This window comes from Pseudomonas yamanorum, assembly GCF_013386765.1.
GTDB classification, from domain to species: Bacteria; Pseudomonadota; Gammaproteobacteria; order Pseudomonadales; family Pseudomonadaceae; genus Aquipseudomonas; species Aquipseudomonas yamanorum_A.
Window position 1 is genome coordinate 1 of record NZ_JACARE010000085.1, and the last position, 365, is coordinate 365.

The following is a 365-nucleotide window of genomic DNA, read 5'->3' on the forward strand; positions in this document are numbered from 1 at the left end:
TGCGGCTTCAAGTTCCTTGGGCACTTTCACCGTGATGGTCATGAGTTCGCTGTTCGGCGGCGGCGCCAAACTTCGGTCCATGGCACAACCGCTCAGACTGGTGAACAGTGTGATCATGGTGAGGGGAAGAACAATGTTCATTGTTGAGCCTCCGCAGCCAGGCGGATGGCTTGTAGTTTGCGGAAGTCGGGTTTGGAGCGACCATCGGCTGAGGTGCTGCCATCGGGGTAGGTGAAGGCGGTGTGGTTACCCTCTTTCTTCTCCTTTGGCTGTATGGAGTAAACGGTGAATTTAGAATGCAGGACAGGTTCGAAGTACACGCGTCGGGCCTGCAGTGCTTGATAGCCAAGATAGATATCACCCTC

1 pseudogene is annotated in these 365 nt (G+C 54.8%); it reads right to left on the reverse strand.

Annotated elements, in window-relative coordinates:
• Positions 1-137 precede the first annotated feature (137 nt).
• Positions 138-365: pseudogene (locus HX875_RS32330) on the reverse strand (hypothetical protein); the annotation flags it as partial.